Raw genomic sequence first — 15,668 nt, forward strand, 5'->3', positions numbered from 1 at the left:
TGAATTTTTGAAACTTTTTAGCAAAATTTGAGCTTTTAAATTTATGCTTTTATGAGCTCGTCGTAGATCTTTTTGACGTCTTCACCAGTTATTTTGCTAAGCAGTTTTGCCTTTGCTTTTGGGGCTATATCAAGCGAGGTGATCTCATCTTTTGTGATATTTTGAGTGGACGCATTTGCACTTTTTGAGATGACTACTGCCCACTCGCCGTTTAAATTTGCTTTTTCTAAAATTTGGGCTAAATTTTTGGCTGTACCTTTAAATTTAGTCTCAAATTTTTTAGTGGCCTCTTTTATGGCAAAAATTTCTCTCTCTGGCTCTAGATTTGCGATGTTTTCTATCAAATTTAAGATGCGTTTTGGGCTTTCGTAGATGACGGCTGGATAGGCTAAGCTTAGAGCATTTTGAATAGCTAAGGCCCTATCTCTGCCAGTATTTGGTAAAAAGCCTAAAAAAACAAACTCTTTATCGCAAAGTCCGCTCGCGACTACGCTTAAAAGTGCAGCGTTTGCTCCGCTTAAAATTTCGTATTTGATATCATTTTTTTGAGCGTATCTTACTAGGCTAACGCCTGGATCGCTTATGCCTGGCATGCCAGCATCGCTCATATAAGCTATATTTTTGCTCCAAATTTCATCACTTAAATTTGCAAAAAATTCATCTTCGTTGTGGGTGTGAAGCGGGATAAAATTTGAGATATTTATATTTGCGTCAAAGCGTTCGTTTAGCAGATTTACAAGGCTTTTGCAAACTCTTGTATCTTCGCAGATAGCTATCTCGCATTCACGCAAAATTTTGATCGCGCGAAGCGAGATATCTTCTAAATTTCCTATTGGAGTAGGAACAAAGTAGAGCAAGGCTTATTTTTGAGCGTATTTTTTCTTAAATTTCTCAACACGGCCAGCGCTATCAACTATCTTTTCGCTACCTGTGAAAAATGGGTGGCACTTGTCGCAAATGTCAATTCTGATCTCGCTTTTGTTTGACTTTGTCTTAAAAGTGTTGCCACACGCGCAAGTTACGGTGCAATCTACATACTCTGGATGGATCTCTTTTTTCATCATCTTTCCTTTATTATTTTGGGCTATTTGTTACCTTAAAAGTTGCTGATTATATAAAAACTAATCTAAAAATCAAATAAATCAGGCAAGAAATTTTGCCGCCACAGATATGACTGCGGTCTGTGATCTTAAGATATTTTTTGTATTTAGGCCGTAGATATTTTTAAATTTAGCCGTCTCATCCTCGCTAAATCCGCCCTCTGGGCCAATTATTAATATCTCATCATCTCTTTTTTCATTTAAATTTTTACCGCCAAAATTTATAGCCGAGACATTTTTATAAACGTTCATTAGCTCGTCTAAATTTTTGTAAATTTCAAACTCCATTAGCGACGTTCTCCCGCACTGCTCACATGAAAGTGCGTTTATGTAGTTTAGTTTTTCAAGGTCGATCTTGAAATTTGCCTGAGAAAATTTAGTATAGACAAAGGCGATCTTGCCAACGCCAAGCTCATTTAAAAATGGCAGCGCCTTTTCGATAGTCTTTGGATCAACGACCGCCCAAGCGATGGTAAAGTCAAATTTATGCTCGCAGTTTAGGCTAGCAAAGACAAGGCTTAAATTTGCACTTCTGCGCTCTATCTCATCTATCTCGTAGATATACTCTTTGCCATCGCATAAATTTCTAACACTTATGCGCTCACCTGCTTCAACCCTTCTAGCTTTTAGGTGCAAAAATGCCTCATTTACTATTTTTAGGCGCTCTTCGCCAGCGTTTTTATCATATAAAAATTTCATCTAAATCCCTGCTATGATGATCAAAATAATGTCGCAAATGCCTTTAATAAGGGCAAATTTTTTAAATTTCTCTAGCTCGCCAGCAACGGCGTATCTCTTTAGCCTTTTGTATCCAACGGCGCTAAGTGCGATTAAGGCTATTAAAATAAGAAGCATTTTTATGGCGTTAAATTTTGGCTCGTAACTATAATATGCCCACAAAATAAGCCCAGTTAGCACCAAAAAGCTAAGCAGCATATGATAAATAGGCAAAAAATACCTTATGCGAAGCACGTAGTTTTTACTCCTCACTCCAAACTGAGTAAGCGCTAGATAAAGCGCCGCTAAAGCAAGTAGCGCATAAAAAAATATCACGTGAAATGGCAAAGTATAAGCGTAGAGTGAGCCTAAGTGTTCGTTCATTTCTTCTCTTTAGGAGGCTCGTTTTCTTCGACGACTGGCTCAGGTGGCAGCTGCTCGTCGATAGTTACATTTGCATCAGGCTGAGCTATCGTAACATCACTAGGGACTGGCTCACTAACGTCACTTTTGGCCTCTTCTTTATCTCCACATCCCAAAAATACGCCAGCTATAAGCAAAAAAGAGGTTATAAATTTTTTCATTAAACGTCCTTTGGATTTTCTATTTTTATCTTATTTATCATCTTTTCAAGCAAATTTTTATCTTCCCATTCGTCCATAACAGCCTCTGAAAATTTGATATCACTAAGCCTTATCTCGCCCATTTGCGGGTTTATCGCGTCCTCTTTAAAGCACTGCGCATAACCAGTGTCGGTCTCATGGACGATGACGCTATGAAGCTTCACATCGCGCTCGCCATTACTCATCACGCTAAGCTCAAGCAGTCTCTCGATCATTACAAAAAATATGCGGCAAAACTGCTCTGCGCTGGGATTTAGCGGGATCTCGATCCACCTTGCAGAGTGCTTTTTAAGGTCGTTTTTGTATTCATCACTATCGCCTGAATATATGGTCGTAGCGTGGTCAAAGCTATCGATGATCGTTTTTATGTTTTGCTTCATCAGCCCAAAGTCATAGACCATGCCAGCGTTATCAAGAAAATTTGAGCTAAGTAAAATTTCTGCTACGTAGCTGTGTCCGTGGATGCTCGTCCTGCAGCGCTTTGAGCTACAAAATCTCACGATATGCGCATTTTCAAATCTAAAAAGTTTTCTAATAATCATCAAACACCCTCTTTGTCGCCCCAAAGCCTGATGTGGATACGCTCTGAGTAGTTAAATCCATACTTTATGGCAAATTGCGCTGTTTTTAGAGCATTTTTACCTAGCTCGTTCTCATTTGCGCCCATCGCCATGCACCAAACTGGTAAATTTGCTCTATTTTTTATATCTAAAATTTCCTCCAGCTCGCTTTTGTCAAAGCGCGAGAGGACAAATTTTAAAAAGCTACTTTTTGCGTTATTTTTTATAGCTAAAATAGCATCTAAATTTATGCGTTTTTGCTCGCTAACTCCGCTATTTGCTAGCTTTACACCAAGTGCAAAATGGCAGTTTTTATAAATTTCAAATTTATTAAAATCAACCAAGATCGTGCCATTTGTCTCAAAATGCACCTCGTAATTTATAAGCAAATTTCTTACCAAATTTATGAAATTTTCATTTTGATGCCAGATGAGTGGCTCGCCGCCTGTTAAAACGATGATCGGCTTTTGTTCTAAGCCTTTGCTAAAGCTATCAACTATGCTTAAAATTTCATCTGCGCTATATCTTCTGTGGTGAAAATGTCCCTTAAAAACGGCTCTTATGCTATCACAGCCCAAAAGCTCTTCACCTGTCTTTAAAGATATTGTCTTTACGCCAAAGCCAGAGCAGTTTAGGTTGCAGCCCAAAAAGCGTAAAAAGACAGCGAGCCTGCCCTGATAAGCGCCCTCGCCTTGGATACTTAAAAATGCCTCAACTAATTCTAGCTCTTTGCTCATCAACCACCAGTTTGGTAAAAGGCTCTTGAAGAGGTTTCGTTTTCAGCTCCTAGCGCCCATTTGTTCTCTTTTGGCTTGTTGGCAAGCACTTGTCTTAAAATTTCGCTTGCTGCGACGATGTCGCCATTTGCAACTGCTTTTTTGATACTTAGCGCATCTTCAAAGTAAAGGCAAGGTATCAAAAGCCCCTCAGCACTTAGCCTAATGCGGTTGCAACTCTCGCAAAAGTCGTGTTTGTGAGGGTCGATGATGCCAAATTTATAGCCGTCATCAAGCCTATAAATAGACGCAGGCGCGTTTGGCAACTTTTCATCTTTTGTGATGTTATATTTTTGCGAGATGATCTTTAAAATTTCATCGCTTTTTAGCCCTTTTAGATCCTCTTTGGCGTGTGAATTTTCCATATACTCGATAAATCTGATCTGAGAGTTTCTAAATTTAGCAAACTCAAGCAAATTTACTAGCTCATCGTCGTTAAAGCCTTTTAGTGCGACTGTGTTTATCTTAACCTTTAGTCCAGCATCAAGTGCTGCTTCAAAGCCAGCTAAAACCTCGTGTAAGACGCTCTTTTGAGCGATAAATTTAGCCTTTTGCTCATTTAGCGTATCAAGTGACATATTTATGCGCTTTAGACCAGCGTCTTTTAGCCTTTTGGCAAAGTGTGGCAGCATAAAGCCATTTGTCGTAAGCGCTAGATCGATGTCTGGCTTGTAATCGCTTATCATCTTTATAAAGACGTCCAGATCCTTGCGCACGAGTGGCTCGCCGCCTGTGATCCTAATCTTTTTCACACCCTCATCAATAGCTACTTTAACAAATAAAAATAGCTCTTCAAATGTCAGTAAATTTTCTTTTGGCGTCCAACTAAATGGCGTCGTAGGCATGCAATATCTACATCTAAAATTGCAACGCTGCGTCACAGAAATTCTCAAATAATCAACAACCCGACCATATTTATCTATTAGCATAAAGCACCTTTTTTAAGCTTGGTTAGAGCTTTTTTAATTTTCAATTATATGTTAAAAGATTTAAATTTAAATAAAAATTTAAGCTAATTTTTGTAGTTTAAGAGTAGTTTTGTCTTTTAAAATTAGCCCAAATTTAGGCTAATTTATGAAATTTAAGCACAAATTCAACTCGCCCCATACCCACGTGAAGATCTTTAGCGATCATGGCTGCACTTTTGCCATCTTTAAACATCTTTAGGATCTGCTCTTCTTCGTTTATAACACTCGGGGCGATTTTATTGATATCTCTTGTTCGCTCCTCAAGGTTAAACATCCTATCTTTTTGTTCGTTTGCAAAGTCATCGATCACTCGCTCGATGCTCTTTATAGCGCGGATTATCGGCACGATTTTTTCATTTATCTGCTCGTTTATCTGCTCTTTTAGCTCATCTTTTACATCTTTTAGCTGCTCGTCGTCATCAGGCTTAAAGCTTGCTAGTGCGGCCAGCTGTTTTTTGAGATTATAGTTTTCTTGTATGGCGCTCTCTATGGCACGCTCATATCTTGTAAATTTCTTATTTGTCTCGCTATCTTTTATAAATATCAAAGCTATTATTATCGCTAAAACAATGCCAAAACCTAAAAAAATGTAAATTTCCATATTTTTCCTTTACGAATTCGCTCTAAGCTCTCTTATCATCACACGTTCTCTAGCCGTCACGTAAGCGTTCCAGTCGGCCTCGTCCTCTTCGTGCATGTTCTCTATTTTTGCTAGCCTCTCATCCTGCGCCCTTAGATAAAGGCTCAAATTTCTCTTTGGAAAGATAGGCATCGTGATCCTTGCGTAGTAAATTTCATCTTTTGTAAATTTATCTTCGCTTATTTTTATGTGTGTAAAGCCGATCTCGTCGATATCTGCGCTCTCTTTTAGTGGCAAGTATTGCTTGTGCTCATTTTTTATATAATCACTAAGCGCATCGATCTTTCTATGAAGCTCGATGACAAGCGTTAGCAATACTTGGTCGCTTTCTTTGGTCTCGCCGCGTGATTTAGCTCGCTTTAGCCACGCTCCAAGCGCATCTTCATCGCCTGGCAAGATAGAGTTAAATTCTCTTAAAAATTTCTCATCTCCACTTCTGTCGCACTCATAAACCATGCTAAGAGGCGCTTTAAAAAGCCTTACTTCGCTCATAATACACTTATCCAAACAAAGATGAAAAATAAAATTCCCAGGTAGCCATTTAGCGTGAAAAATGCCCGATCTATCTTGCTAAAGTCGCGCCTTACGATCCTATGCTCGAAAAATAATATCACGCCGCTTACCACAATGCCAAAAAATGCCATCGCTCCAAGCCCAGCCGCCCAAGCAAAAAGTAGCCAAAGTATAAAAGCTAGAGCGTGAAAAATGGCTGATAAAAATAGTGTCGCCTTGTCGCCATAAATGGCTGGTATGCTAAAGAGCTTGTTTTCTTGGTCAAATTTCATATCCTGAAGCGAGTAAAGCAGGTCAAATCCAGCCACCCAAAATGTCACACCAAGGCAAAGTAGTACGCTCCAAAGCGGTATATCAGCGCTCACTGCGACCACTCCAGCGATGGGGGCAAGTCCAAGACTAAGGCCTAGCACCAAGTGCGCTAGCTCGCTAAATCGCTTAAACAGCGAGTATCCGCCAAGCACGGCAAGTATGGGGAAGCTTAGCCAAAATGCGAGCGAATTTACAAAATAAGCGCAGATGATAAAGATAATCGCGTTTGCTGCGATGAAAAGCTGCATATTGCCCTTGCCTATGCGTCCATCCACGCTTGGACGGCTTGCGGTGCGTGGGTTTAGCTTGTCGATGTCCTCGTCTTGATATCTGTTAAATGCCATGGCGAAATTTCTAGCGCTGACTGCGCAAATAGTGCCTAAGATAAGCAGTTTAAAGCCAAACCAAGCCGAGCCATTTTCTATCTTGCTCGCAACTATCATCGCCACAAAGATAAATGGCAGGGCAAAGACCGAGTGCTTAAAAACGATGAGTTCTGCGATATCTTTTAGCTTTTTGATCATATAAATTTCCATCTTTTTAAAAAGTGTCTGATTTTACACCATTTTGCTTTAAATCTAAATTTATATTATCATTGCGAGAGTAATTTAAAATGAAGGGTTATGATGAGTAAAATAGCGATTATCGGAGATGGTTTTAGTGCGTTATTTACGGCGCTTGAGCTAGCTAAAAAGGGCGAAGAAATTTTAGTTATTAGTAGCCAAAAAGATGAGTTTGAAAGCGGAATTTTAACCCCATTTAACACCCCAGCGCTCGCAAGAGATGGAGCGATATCTAGCTCATTTTTGGGACTAGTTAGCAAAAAAAGCGAGCTTGATATAGCGCTTTGCTTAAATGAAAACTTTAGAGCCTGGATGGCAAATTTCACGCTTAAATCAACAAAGGCTCACGATAAAAAGATGAGAATTTTGTTTAAGAAATTTGGACAAAAGAGCTTTGAAATTTTAAGAGAGCTAAATGAAAAATATCCGCAGATAAATTTTGATGAGAGCGGCGTTTATCTCATCTTTAGCGAGGATGAGAGCTTTAAAAAGAGGCTTGATGAGACAAGGGTCGCTGATAGCGAACAAGAAATTTTAAGCGTGGATAGTGAGCTTGCAAATTTTGGTCTGATCAATAAAAACATAAAAGGGGCGCTAAATTTAGCTAAAAACGCTAGCATCGATGCTGGAGAGCTAAAAAAGGCGCTTGTTAGCGAGCTAAACGAGCTTGGAGCGCAGTTTATAAACGATGAAATTTATGAGCTAAAAACACAGGGGCAAACCGTACAAAAGGCTGTTGGCAGGACTGGCGAGTACGAGGCTGATAGCTTTGTCGTGGCTAGTAGAAGCTTGGAGCTTTCAAGCAAGTTTGGGACAAATTTAAGTGCCATTTTGGCTAAATTTTACACGATCGATCTTGTGCTAAGTGAGGGTCAGATCCCTAAAAAACCGATAATTTTAAATGATATGTTTGCCAAAATTTATCCAACCAAAAATGGCGTCACTATCATCACAAATTTACAAGTGGGCGCGATCGATACGCTCGTTAAAACAGAGAAGATCAACGCATTTTTAAACGAGCTAAAAAGACACCTTGGCATAAGCGAGCTAAAAGAGCCTAGTTTTAGAGCAAATTTCGTGCTTCTTAGCTCAAACGACAAACCAGCGATCGGACGCGACGAGACATATGAGAATTTACTCTATAACCAAGCGTACGGGCTAAACGAACTAAGCTTTGCACCGCACTTTGCAGGCGTTTTGGCTGATCTTTTAAAAGAGGGCAAAAGTAACGAGCAAAGTGATGAAATTTTGCTATTTAGCTCACTTTATGAGGGCTAAGTTTGTTTGGCGAGCTAGCACTAATTGGTACCACAGCAAGCGGCAAGAGCGACCTAGCCTTTGAGCTAGCAAAGGAATTTGGCGGCGTCATTTTAAGCCTTGACTCGCTTGCGCTTTATAAAGAGATAGATATCGCCAGCGCAAAGCCAAAGCCCTGGCAGCTAGCAGCTGTGAGGCACTTTGGGGTGGATGAAATTTATCCTGATGAGGATTTTAGCGTTGGGGCATTTTTTGAAATTTATAAAAATGCAAAGGAATTTGCGCGCTCGCAAGAGTGCTTGCTCATCATCACAGGAGGCAGCGGCTTTTATCTAAAGGCGATGCTTAGCGGCCTTGCGCCAGACGTGCCAAAATGCGAGCTAAATTTAAGCAACGAAGAAATTTACGAGCTAGCTTTACAAAATGACCCCGAGTTTGCAAGTAAATTTAGCCAAAACGACTCTTATCGCCTCGAAAAATGGTATCAAATTTATAAATTTAGCGGCCAAACCCCAAGCATCTGGCTAAAGCAAAATACCAAAGAGAGCGTCATAAAAGAGCTTGCGATATTTGAAATTTTGTGGGACAAAGAGGAGCTTAGAGCTCGCATCGCAAAGCGGACGAAAAATATGTTAGATGAGGGCTTGATGGATGAGGCGAAATTTTTATTTGACAAGTATAAAAGCGAGCCAAAACCCCTAAAATCAATAGGTCTAAAAGAGTGCAAGCAGTTTTTGGAGGGTGAAATTTCAAAAAGTGAGCTAGAAGCGCTTATCGCCACGCACACAGCCCAGCTTGCTAAGCGTCAGAGAACCTTTAACCGCTCGCAGTTTGAGAAGAAATTTGTGGGTGACTTGACGCAGACTAGAAGTGAAATTTTGAAATTTTTAAAAGGTTAAATTCAGATTGTCTGGGTGGTAAATTTATTTTAGCATGGGGGGGGGCGAACAGCTCCAAAAGAAGCCGTTCGATAAATTTAAATAGGCATAACCCTGATTTTTGGACTTAGGCTCTCTTGTAAGACATTTTCTATCGCATAAAGCGTGCCAGTCGAGCCGCTTGAACAGCCTGAGCAAGCACCAAGATAGCGGATATAAACGTCGATATTTTCTCCGTTATCGTTTCTGATGTCTATGATCTCTAAATTTCCGCCATCCATCATAAGCATCGGGCGGATCTCTTTATCGATGATCGACTCGATCGCTTTTAGCTGGCCAACCATCGTCATGCTCTCAAAGCTAACGTCGCTTAGGGTGTTGTTTGCTTGAGCGTTGGCCTGAGCTTCTAGCCTCTCTTGCTCCATCTCAGCCCTAGTATCGCGCAAGATATCAACCAAATAGTAGTCTTTTTTCTCGTGTCCGCCAGGTCTAACGCATGATTTGCAAAATGCGCCTGCTTTGGTGTATTGCGTGATTTCCTCAACCGTGTGAAGGTCGTTTAGTCTTATCACCTCTTTGATCGTGCCAAGGCTCACCCTAGCGCACTCGCAAACGATGATCTCATCTTCAAAGTGCTCTGGGTCTATGCCCTTGTAGCTTGCAGCAGCTGCCTTGATAACGTCATACGCCATAACCGAGCAGTGCATCTTTTGAGGTGGCACAGCTGGGGTGTCTGGGTTGTCACGCATAGCTCTTTCGACATCTAAATTTGTTATCTTAACCGCTTCATCGACTGTTTTGCCGATGCAAAGCTCAGCCATCGTATCAGAGCTAGCTATCGCCGTGCCACAGCCAAAGCTTTTAAATTTAGCGTCTATTATCTTGTCAGTTTTCTCATCAACGAGCCAGTAAAGCCTGACCGCGTCGCCGCAGCTCTCTGCGCCAAAGTCAGCGATGATGAGTTTTGCGTTTGCTTTTTTGGCGTCCTCTTCGGTGAGTTCGCCCATGAATTTAGGATTATTCATCCTATCTTGCACTACCTTTGAGTATTCATCCCAGATAGAGCCGCCGATTAAGTTATTTTTTGCCATGTTTTTCCTTTAAATTTTATAATCCACTCTTATGCCACTCTGGGGCGTATGCAAATGTGCTTGATATGCCTCTTAGTCTATTTACGGCCTTTGTTATCTGCTCTATCGCATAGTCGATCTCCTCTTCGGTGTTAAACCTAGAAAGTGAGAGTCTAAGTGCGGTGTGGGCTAACTCTTTGTCAGCGCCGATAGCTTCCATGATAGGGTTGCTCTCTAGCGTCTCGCTCGCACAAGCAGAGCCAGTAGATGCTGCTATGCCAGCTCTATTTAGGTCCCAAAGCATAGCCTCACCCTCGACACCTTTGATAGAAGCTAGGATGGTGTTTGGCACGCGCTGCTCTTTTTTGCCAACGACGCTAACGTCAGGAATTTGTAGTAGCGCATCTTCTAGCTTGTCACGCAAACGGCGAACGTGTGAGTGCTCGTAATCCATAAATTTATTTGCTAGCTCAAGCGCTTTGCCCATGCCAACGATGCCTGGTACGTCAAGCGTGCCGCTTCTGCGTCCGCCCATGTGCTCGCCACCGTGAAGCAAGCTGCTTAGTGGCATGCTATTTTTTATAAATAACGCTCCAACGCCCTTTGGTCCGTGAAATTTATGCGCTGAAAAGCTTAGAAAATCAACATCAAGCTCTTGAACATCTATCTTTATCTTGCCGACTGCCTGAACCGCGTCAGTGTGAAATAAAGCGCCGTATTCGTGGGCAACTTTGGCAAGCTCTTTTATAGGAAAGATCATGCCAGTTTCGTTGTTTGCACTCATTATGGCGACAAGCGCGACGTTTTCATCCATGACGGCTCTTAGCTGGTCTGGAGTGACGATGCCGTCGCTATTTACGTCTAAAACCGTAAGATCCACGCCATATTTTTCTAGAAATTTACAAGTTGCCAAAATGGCTGGATGCTCGACCGCGGTTGTAACGATGCGTTTTTTCTCGCCAGTTGCGATCTTGTCGAAGTAGATGCCTTTTACAACCCAGTTGTTGCTCTCGGTCGCACATGAGGTAACGACGATGTCATCGCTATCTTTTGCATTTAGTCCGGCGTAGAGCTGATCTAGTGCTGTTCTTAGCGCTGGGTGGGTTTCTGAGCCAAATTTGTGAAGTGAGTTTGGATTGCCGTACTTTTCGCAAAAAAACGGCTTCATAAGTTCAAAAGCTTCTGGATCAACCATCGTTGTGGCGTTATTGTCTAAATATACTCTCAAATTTAAAACCTTAATTCGGATAAAAAATATCCCTTTTATTTTTGATGGGATATTATAACAAAAAAGTTAAAAGCAAGTTTAAAAAAATGCTTTAGTTTTTTCAATATTTGGCTCATTTTGATAGTAAAAATATTGAAATTCTTTATCAATATTTGTCAGATACGCCATTTGCGAAATTTCGCCTAAAAGAGCCTATTTTACTCTTAATATTAATTCTTTTTCTTAAGGATTAAAAATTTAAACACGAGATAATTAATGGGATTGTAAATATAGCGACAATAAAATAAGCAAAATAAAATTTCTAAAAGGATATAGGATGAAATTTATAGGCATTATACTTCTACTACTAACAAGCATATTTTTAATAGCTTGCTCTGCAAATCAAGCAAGCAATAAGATAAGTAACTCTGAACTAGAGAATTTAGCTAGTAAATATGGTGGAGTTTATATATTTAATCAAAAATTTGTTGATGAGATAGAGAAACAAGAGCAAATAAGAGATAGTAAGAGAAAGGAAATTTTAGAAAGAATAAAGACAATACCTAACAAAAATGAGAGAAATAAGAAAATGAGAGAAATTTTAAAGCTTGAGTTTTACAATAATCCTAAAATGCAGCAAGTTCTTTCTAATGGCAAGCCATACTATACGCGCTGGACAGATTATGAAAATAAGACTGGCAAAAAATCAGTAGTCCCTGAAATTTATATTAATAAAATAAAAGAATTTATTGGTATGCAAGACTACAACAAACATAAACCATATATAGATTTAATTAAATTTTACATAGAAAGCGACGGAAGTATAATGCCTATCGTAATGACAGTTGATTACTATGTAAAAAAGAAAAATTATGGTTTATATGGAGATGAAGGTAGAGGATTTTCTTTAAGTCAAACTACTTTAGAAAATATTAGTGGTAACAATAAATTTATCCTTAATAACAATAAATTTGAAAAAGTGAAATAAAAATGAGCCAAATTTCAACAAAAGAGCAGATACTTAAATTTAAAGATTATGCAGATATAGCCGACGCAAGCTATACAATGCTTCACTGGGTAAGTGAGAATGAAAAAAATGAGCTAGTTAACAATATAGATAAAAATAACCTCAATTAATAAAAAATTTAACAATCTACAAATAAAACATAATAAATTAATAATATTATAATTTCAAAGACAATAAAATAAGCAAAATAAATTTTCTAAAAGGATATAGGATGAAATTTATAGGCATTATACTTCTACTACTAACAAGCATATTTTTAATAGCTTGCTCTGCAAATCAAGCAAGCAACAACGCAAGTAACTCTGAAATAAAAGAGCTTGGCGAGAAATATGGGGGCGTTTATATATTTAATAAGAAATTCTATGACGAGATAGAAAAGAGAGAAGCCGAAAGAAAAAAGTTAAGAAAAAATACAAAAGGTAAAGATTTAGGCGGCGGTCTTTATACTGTTAATACAAAAGTCATTGATGAAAAACTACCACAAACACTCTCAAACGGCAAACGATACTATCTAAGAAGCGAATATACCAAAAAGGTAGTAATACCTGATGACGTGATTGCTAAGCTAAAAAATTTTATGGGTGAAGCTGCTTATAATCGTTCATCTATCATGATTAGTGATTTTTATATAGATGATGAAAAACTTAAAGTTATCTCACTAGATGTAAACTTTTACCAAAGCTATACTAAATATGGCTTATTTGGAGATGAAGGTAGAGGCTTTTCTTTATCTAGAAAAGATATAAAAGATATAGGCGGAAATAGTGAATTTTATTTTGATAGCCATAAAAATACTTTTGTTAGGGAAAAATAATGAGTGAAATCTCAACCAAAGAACAAATACTTAAATTTAAAGACTACGCTGATATAGCAGATGCAAGTTACGCAATGCTTCACTGGGTAAGTGAGAATGAGAAAAATGGACTTGATGATCTAAATGATAAACTAAACAAAAAGGATATAGGATGAAATTTATAGGCATTATACTTCTACTACTAACAAGCATATTTTTAATAGCTTGCTCTGCAAATCAAGCAAACAACAAGATAAACAACTCTGAACTAGAAAATTTAGCTAGTAAATATGGTGGGGTTTATGTGTTTAATCAAAAATTTGTTGAAGAGATAGAGAAAAGAGAAAAAGAAAGAAGTTTATATATGGATAATTTTTTTAAGAATAATAAAAGAAATTTTAAAAGAGATGACCTTGCTATAATGGATAAAAAATTACCGCAAATTCTTTCAAACGGCAAACCATACCATACAATTAACACTTATCAAAAGGCTGTAAATTTATCAAATTCATATATCAATAAGATAATAGACTATATAGGACAAGAGAATTATTATAAATTTACACCAGATATTAATGTTTGGTCTTTTTATATAGATGATAACAATAGTATAGTACCCATTGAAATGACGGTAACATATAACTACAAAGTCAAAAAGTATGGCTTATTTGGTGATGAGGGTAGAGGCTTTTCTTTATCAAAAGGCGAAATACATACTGCAAAGGGTGGAAATAAATTTATCCTTAATAACAACAAATTTGAAAAAGTGAAATAAAAATGAGCCAAATTTCAACCAAAGAACAAATAATCAAATTTAAAGACTATGCAGATATAGCTGACGCAAGCTATGCAATGCTCCACTGGGTAAGTGAGAATGAAAGAAATGGATTAGATGATCTAAATGATAAACCAAACAAAAAGGATATAGAATGAAATTTATAGGCATTATACTTCTACTACTAACAAGCATATTTTTAATAGCCTGCTCTGCAAATCAAGCAAGCAATAAGATAAGCAACTCTGAACTAGAAAATTTAGCTAGTAAATATGGCGGGGTTTATATATTTAATAAGAAATTCTATGATGAGATAAAAAAAAGAGAAGCTGAAAGAAAAGAGCTAAGTAAAAAAATGAAAGGTAGAGATTTGGGTGATGGTCTTTATGCTGTTGATCCAAAGCCTATTAATGAAAAATTTCCACGAACCCTCTCTAATGGCAAACAATATTATGTTAGTTGGATAGACTATGAAAGACAAACTAAAAAAACACTACCAAACATAGATAAATTTTATGAAAATAAGATAAAAGAGGTAGTCGGACAAAAAGGATATGAATATGCCACTGTGTTGCCACTATACCTATATATAGATGACAATGAACAACCTAAATATATAAGCATATCGGTTGGTTATGATTTCGAAGTAACCAAATACGGTCTTTATGGTGATGAAGGTAGGGGTTTTTCTTTATCGAGAAAAGAGACTAGATATGTAAAAGGTGGAAATAAATTTTATATAGAAGATTTAGAAAAATAAACAAAGAGTAGAGAATGAGCCAAATTTCAACAAAAGAACAAATAATCAAATTTAAAGACTATGCAGATATAGCAGATGCAAGCTACGCAATGCTTCATTGGGTAAGCGAGAATGAGAAAAACGGGCTAGATGATCTTTATAGTAAGCGTGGCAAAGAAAACGCCCCTGAAAACATTGTAAATTCATATAAAAAACAAGAGATAGAAAAGCCTGTTTGGAGATATGCAGATGGTGTTGTTAAGGGTGATGTTTTAAAATCAGATCAGAAAGATGAAAACGACAATATTATTAAAGAAGCTGGCGAGCCAACCGCCTACGCCTTAACCATAGAAGCTCGTTTTAATCAAGATATGGTAATAACCAAACCAAAAGTAAATGAGCAAAGTGAGCCAAAAGTAAAATCCATAGATAACGAAGTTCAAAGTTTTATCGCTACGCCCGACGACAAACCACCATATATCTTTGTAAATAAAGAAAATTTTCACCAAATTTCCCTCCGCACAAAAGCCTTTGTCAATCGCTATGAACTAGTCCATCACATCAAAAATACATCTATCACTGGCTTTAGCTCGACTGTTTTTTATGATAGTAAATTTAAAAACTACATCATAGGCTTTAGAGGAACTGAGCTAGGATTTAAAGACCTAGTATTTACCGATGGTATGATAGCCCTTTTGGGTGCAGGACTAAATCAGATAGCCTCAATGGCTATACTAAAGAGCGATATGTATGGTGCTATAAAAGAGCATAAGGCAAATTCAGGCGATAAGAGTGAAGTTTCTAACCTTGTATTATCAGGTCACTCACTAGGCGGCCATCTAGCGCAGTCATTTGCCTTTTTATATACCAAAGATGTAAAAGAGCTATATACTTTCAACGCCCCTGGCTTTGGTGGTGCATTTGCTAGTTTAGTCACTATATCTTTAAGATTTGTCAGTTTTATAGCTAAGGCAATACTAAAAGGTGTAAGGTGGATAGCAAGACTACTTGATCCAAATGGCTTTGTAGGAAAGATAGCAAGCTCTATCTTTAACAAGATAAAAAATATGTTTGGCTTTAAAGATGACAAGAGCACACTAAAAGAGTGTGTAGATACTATCAAAGATAATGAGAAAGCTTGCAAGGAAGT

At 38.1% G+C, this 15,668-nt stretch carries 23 protein-coding genes; 10 read left to right on the forward strand and 13 right to left on the reverse strand.

What is annotated here, in order from left to right:
- Positions 1-41 precede the first annotated feature (41 nt).
- From rsmI to mqnP, 11 genes are all read right to left on the reverse strand, one after another.
- Positions 42-857, reverse strand: a complete 816-nt coding sequence (gene rsmI / locus F3G76_RS09405; protein ID WP_149706547.1) for a 16S rRNA (cytidine(1402)-2'-O)-methyltransferase — start codon at positions 855-857, stop codon at positions 42-44.
- Positions 858-860: 3 nt separating this feature from the next.
- Positions 861-1,061: a 50S ribosomal protein L31 gene (rpmE, locus tag F3G76_RS09410; RefSeq protein ID WP_009295018.1), complete on the reverse strand. Its 201-nt coding sequence runs from the start codon at positions 1,059-1,061 to the stop codon at positions 861-863.
- A gap of 81 nt (positions 1,062-1,142) precedes the next feature.
- Complete coding sequence (locus tag F3G76_RS09415) at positions 1,143-1,799, reverse strand: 16S rRNA (uracil(1498)-N(3))-methyltransferase (protein WP_103615777.1); 657 nt, start codon at positions 1,797-1,799, stop codon at positions 1,143-1,145.
- The gene (locus tag F3G76_RS09420) at positions 1,800-2,201 is read right to left on the reverse strand and encodes a hypothetical protein (RefSeq protein ID WP_149706548.1); all 402 of its coding nucleotides are present in this window, start codon (positions 2,199-2,201) and stop codon (positions 1,800-1,802) included.
- Positions 2,198-2,401, reverse strand: coding sequence for a hypothetical protein (locus F3G76_RS09425; RefSeq protein ID WP_009295012.1), 204 nt, complete (start codon positions 2,399-2,401; stop codon positions 2,198-2,200). The genes F3G76_RS09420 and F3G76_RS09425 overlap by 4 nt, the downstream gene beginning before the upstream one ends.
- Complete coding sequence (locus F3G76_RS09430; RefSeq protein ID WP_149706549.1) at positions 2,401-2,982, reverse strand: 6-pyruvoyl trahydropterin synthase family protein; 582 nt, start codon at positions 2,980-2,982, stop codon at positions 2,401-2,403. Before F3G76_RS09430 ends, F3G76_RS09425 begins: the two co-directional genes overlap by 1 nt.
- A complete protein-coding gene (locus F3G76_RS09435) occupies positions 2,982-3,737 on the reverse strand; it encodes a 7-carboxy-7-deazaguanine synthase QueE (protein WP_149706550.1) in 756 nt (251 codons plus the stop codon). Before F3G76_RS09435 ends, F3G76_RS09430 begins: the two co-directional genes overlap by 1 nt.
- Positions 3,737-4,705, reverse strand: a complete 969-nt coding sequence (gene moaA, locus F3G76_RS09440; RefSeq protein ID WP_103650050.1) for a GTP 3',8-cyclase MoaA — start codon at positions 4,703-4,705, stop codon at positions 3,737-3,739. The genes F3G76_RS09435 and moaA overlap by 1 nt, the downstream gene beginning before the upstream one ends.
- Before the next feature lie 133 nt (positions 4,706-4,838).
- The gene (locus F3G76_RS09445; protein WP_004318037.1) at positions 4,839-5,345 is read right to left on the reverse strand and encodes a DUF6115 domain-containing protein; all 507 of its coding nucleotides are present in this window, start codon (positions 5,343-5,345) and stop codon (positions 4,839-4,841) included.
- Between the two features lie 9 nt (positions 5,346-5,354).
- Positions 5,355-5,876: a hypothetical protein gene (locus F3G76_RS09450; protein ID WP_149706551.1), complete on the reverse strand. Its 522-nt coding sequence runs from the start codon at positions 5,874-5,876 to the stop codon at positions 5,355-5,357.
- Positions 5,873-6,733 carry a menaquinone biosynthesis prenyltransferase MqnP gene (gene mqnP, locus F3G76_RS09455; RefSeq protein WP_411160715.1) on the reverse strand — a complete coding sequence of 287 codons (861 nt, stop codon included), beginning with the start codon at positions 6,731-6,733 and terminating at the stop codon, positions 5,873-5,875. Before mqnP ends, F3G76_RS09450 begins: the two co-directional genes overlap by 4 nt.
- A gap of 102 nt (positions 6,734-6,835) precedes the next feature.
- Here mqnP and F3G76_RS09460 point away from each other — a divergent pair, with 102 nt between their 5' ends.
- The gene (locus F3G76_RS09460; RefSeq protein WP_149706553.1) at positions 6,836-8,050 is read left to right on the forward strand and encodes an FAD-dependent oxidoreductase; all 1,215 of its coding nucleotides are present in this window, start codon (positions 6,836-6,838) and stop codon (positions 8,048-8,050) included.
- 2 nt (positions 8,051-8,052) lie between these two features.
- Complete coding sequence (miaA, locus tag F3G76_RS09465; protein ID WP_149706554.1) at positions 8,053-8,928, forward strand: tRNA (adenosine(37)-N6)-dimethylallyltransferase MiaA; 876 nt, start codon at positions 8,053-8,055, stop codon at positions 8,926-8,928.
- 77 nt (positions 8,929-9,005) lie between these two features.
- Here the strand turns inward: miaA and F3G76_RS09470 are convergent, their stop codons facing one another.
- Together F3G76_RS09470 and F3G76_RS09475 are read right to left on the reverse strand one after the other, a co-directional pair.
- Positions 9,006-9,998, reverse strand: a complete 993-nt coding sequence (locus F3G76_RS09470; RefSeq protein WP_004318029.1) for an iron-sulfur cluster assembly scaffold protein NifU — start codon at positions 9,996-9,998, stop codon at positions 9,006-9,008.
- 16 nt (positions 9,999-10,014) lie between these two features.
- The gene (locus F3G76_RS09475; RefSeq protein ID WP_149706555.1) at positions 10,015-11,205 is read right to left on the reverse strand and encodes a NifS family cysteine desulfurase; all 1,191 of its coding nucleotides are present in this window, start codon (positions 11,203-11,205) and stop codon (positions 10,015-10,017) included.
- A 316-nt stretch (positions 11,206-11,521) separates the two neighbouring features.
- On the opposite strand from F3G76_RS09475, the gene F3G76_RS09480 reads away from it, so the two are divergent.
- The 8 genes from F3G76_RS09480 to F3G76_RS10550 form a co-directional block, all read left to right on the forward strand.
- A complete protein-coding gene (locus F3G76_RS09480) occupies positions 11,522-12,172 on the forward strand; it encodes a tRNA 2-selenouridine synthase (RefSeq protein WP_149706556.1) in 651 nt (216 codons plus the stop codon).
- A 2-nt stretch (positions 12,173-12,174) separates the two neighbouring features.
- Positions 12,175-12,321 (forward strand): diadenosine tetraphosphate hydrolase, encoded by a 147-nt coding sequence (locus F3G76_RS09485; RefSeq protein ID WP_149706557.1) that lies wholly within the window; start codon positions 12,175-12,177, stop codon positions 12,319-12,321.
- Between the two features lie 101 nt (positions 12,322-12,422).
- Positions 12,423-13,025, forward strand: coding sequence for a tRNA 2-selenouridine synthase (locus F3G76_RS09490; protein ID WP_149706558.1), 603 nt, complete (start codon positions 12,423-12,425; stop codon positions 13,023-13,025).
- On the forward strand, positions 13,025-13,180 hold the full coding sequence (locus tag F3G76_RS09495; RefSeq protein ID WP_149706559.1) for a diadenosine tetraphosphate hydrolase: 156 nt from the start codon (positions 13,025-13,027) through the stop codon (positions 13,178-13,180). The genes F3G76_RS09490 and F3G76_RS09495 overlap by 1 nt, the downstream gene beginning before the upstream one ends.
- Positions 13,177-13,779, forward strand: coding sequence for a tRNA 2-selenouridine synthase (locus F3G76_RS09500; protein ID WP_149706560.1), 603 nt, complete (start codon positions 13,177-13,179; stop codon positions 13,777-13,779). Before F3G76_RS09495 ends, F3G76_RS09500 begins: the two co-directional genes overlap by 4 nt.
- Positions 13,780-13,781: 2 nt before the next feature.
- Complete coding sequence (locus F3G76_RS09505; protein ID WP_149706561.1) at positions 13,782-13,937, forward strand: diadenosine tetraphosphate hydrolase; 156 nt, start codon at positions 13,782-13,784, stop codon at positions 13,935-13,937.
- Positions 13,934-14,539, forward strand: a complete 606-nt coding sequence (locus tag F3G76_RS09510; protein ID WP_149706562.1) for a tRNA 2-selenouridine synthase — start codon at positions 13,934-13,936, stop codon at positions 14,537-14,539. The genes F3G76_RS09505 and F3G76_RS09510 overlap by 4 nt, the downstream gene beginning before the upstream one ends.
- 14 nt (positions 14,540-14,553) lie before the next feature.
- On the forward strand, positions 14,554-15,668 hold a 1,115-nt coding region (locus F3G76_RS10550; RefSeq protein ID WP_508610223.1), incomplete at its 3' end, for an alpha/beta hydrolase family protein.

This window comes from Campylobacter concisus, assembly GCF_902460575.1.
GTDB classification, from domain to species: domain Bacteria; phylum Campylobacterota; class Campylobacteria; order Campylobacterales; family Campylobacteraceae; genus Campylobacter_A; species Campylobacter_A concisus_AW.